This is a genomic window from Arthrobacter rhizophilus (genome assembly GCF_026241105.1).
GTDB lineage: Bacteria > Actinomycetota > Actinomycetes > Actinomycetales > Micrococcaceae > Arthrobacter.
Window position 1 is genome coordinate 1 of sequence record NZ_JAPFFT010000068.1, and the last position, 2,567, is coordinate 2,567.

The 2,567-nt window shown below is 65.9% G+C and carries 1 protein-coding gene; it reads right to left on the bottom strand.

From position 1 onward, the window contains the following. Window positions 1–2,553, bottom strand: a 2,553-nt coding sequence (gene aceE, locus OOZ51_RS22305; RefSeq protein ID WP_265982159.1) for a pyruvate dehydrogenase (acetyl-transferring), homodimeric type, incomplete at its 3' end; no start/stop codon positions are given. Window positions 2,554–2,567 lie beyond the last annotated feature (14 nt).

Consider the following 2,567-nt stretch of genomic DNA (forward strand, 5'->3'; position numbering starts at 1 on the left):
GCCGAAGCCGTCGGCGCCGAGGGAGGCGAATTCGTTGGGGATGAATTGGCGGATCTGGTCCGGGACGGCTTTCATGTAGTCGGTGACGGCGATGACGGGTCCGGTGGCGCCGGCGAGTTGCTGGGCGACGAAGGGGGTGCGGGGTTCCTGGCCGGGGTTGAGGAAGGCGTGTTCTTCGGCGGCGAGTCCGTCGCGTCGGAGTTCGTTCCAGGAGGTCACGGACCAGACGTCGGCGGAGACGCCCCAGTCGGCGGCGAGGAGTTTCTGGGCTTCCAGGGCCCAGGGGACGGAGACGCCGGAGGCCAGGATCTGTGCGCGGGGCCCGTCGGTTTTAGCCGGGGCGAGCAGGTAGATGCCTTTGAGGAGGCCTTCGGTGTCGAGGTTTTCCGGTTCCGCGGGCTGGGTGATGGGTTCGTTGTACACGGTGAGGTAGTACATCAGGTTCCGGTCCCGGGAGTGTTCCCCGTACATGCGTTGGAGTCCGTCGCGGATGATGTGGCCGATTTCGTAGCCGTAGGCGGGGTCGTAGGTGAGGACGGCGGGGTTGGTGGAGGCCAGGATGGGGGAGTGGCCGTCGGCGTGTTGGAGTCCTTCGCCGGTGAGGGTGGTCCGTCCTGCGGTGGCGCCGATGATGAAGCCGCGGGTCATCTGGTCCGCGGCGGCCCAGAAGGCGTCCCCGGTGCGTTGGAAGCCGAACATGGAGTAGAACACGTAGATCGGCACGAGGGGTTCGCCGTGGGTGGCGTAGGCGGTGCCGGCGGCGGTGAACGCGGCGACGGCGCCGGCTTCGTTGATGCCGGGGTGGATGAGTTGGCCCATGGGGGATTCCTTGTAGGCCAGGACGAGGTCCCGGTCCACGGAGAGGTAGTTCTGGCCCTTGGGGTTGTAGATCTTCGCGGTGGGGAAGAACGCGTCCATGCCGAAGGTGCGGGACTCGTCCGGGACGACCGGGACGAAGCGTTTGCCGAAGTTCTTGTCCCGCATGAGGTCCTTCAGGAGCCTCACGAAGGCCATGGTGGTGGCGGCCTGCTGTTTGCCGGAGCCGCGCTTGGCGACCTCGTAGGCTTTCTCCTCGGGCAGGGTCACGGGGGTGTGGGTGGAGCGGCGTTCGGGGACGGGCCCGCCCAGGGCGGCGCGGCGGTCCATCATGTACCGGATTTCCGGGGCGTCCATGCCGGGGTGGTAGTACGGGGGCCGGTACAGGTCCGTGTCGAGCTGCTCGTCGGTGATGGGGATGCGCAGGTGGTCCCGGAAGGCTTTGAGGTCTTCCATGGTGAGTTTCTTCATCTGGTGGGTCGCGTTGCGGCCCTCGAAGTGGGGTCCGAGTCCGTAGCCCTTGACGGTCTTGGCCAGGATCACGGTGGGTTTGCCCTGGAATTCGGCCGCGGCCTTGTACGCGGCGTAGACCTTGCGGTAGTCGTGGCCGCCGCGTTTGAGGTTCCAGATCTGGTTGTCGTCCAGGTCCGCGACCATGTCCTTGGTGGCCGGGGTCTTGCCGAAGAAGTGTTCCCGCACGAACCCGCCGGACTCGGCCTTGTAGGTCTGGTAGTCCCCGTCGACGGTCTCGTTCATGATCTTCACCAGGGACCCGTCGGTGTCCCGGGCCAGCAGATCATCCCATTCCCGGCCCCAGACGACCTTGATGACGTTCCAGCCCGCGCCGCGGAAGAACGCCTCCAGTTCCTGCATGATCTTCCCGTTGCCCCGCACGGGCCCGTCCAGGCGCTGGAGGTTGCAGTTGATCACGAAGTTCAGGTTGTCCAGGTTCTCGTTCGCGGCGAGCTGAAGCAGGCCCCGGGACTCGGGCTCGTCCATTTCCCCGTCGCCCAAAAACGCCCAGACCTGCTGGCCGGAGGTGTCCTTCAGGCCCCGGTCGTGCAGGTAGCGGTTGGACTGGGCCTGGTAGATCGCGTTCATCGGGCCGATGCCCATGGACACGGTCGGGAATTCCCAGAACGCGGGCATCAGGCGCGGGTGCGGGTAGGAAGACAGGGCATGGCCTTGTTTGGACTTTTCCTGCCGGAACCCGTCCAGGTCCTCCTCGGACAGCCGGCCCTCCATGAACGCCCTCGCGTACATTCCAGGGGACGCATGTCCCTGGAAGAAGACCTGGTCACCGCCCGTGGGGTGGTCCTTGCCGCGGAAGAAATGGTTGAAGCCGACCTCGTACAGGGTCGCGGCCCCGGCATAGGTCGAGATGTGCCCGCCCACCCCGATGTCCGCCCGCTGCGCCCGGTGCACCATCACGGCCGCGTTCCAGCGCATGTACGCCCGGTACCGGCGCTCGAACTCCTCGTTGCCCGGGAACGTCGCTTCCTGGTCCGCCGGGATCGTGTTCACGTAATCGGTGGTCGTCACCATCGGCACCCCCACCGACTGGGACCCCGCCCGCTGAAGCAGGCTGCGCATGATGAACTGCGCCCGCTCCGTGCCCTGCTCCCTGATCAACGCATCCAAAGACTCAACCCACTCGGCAGTCTCTTCCGGATCACGATCAGGCAGCTGGGAAGTCAACCCGCTAAGGATGTGTGAGGTCTCTTCTCCTGCAGCCACGTCCAACCTCTCTT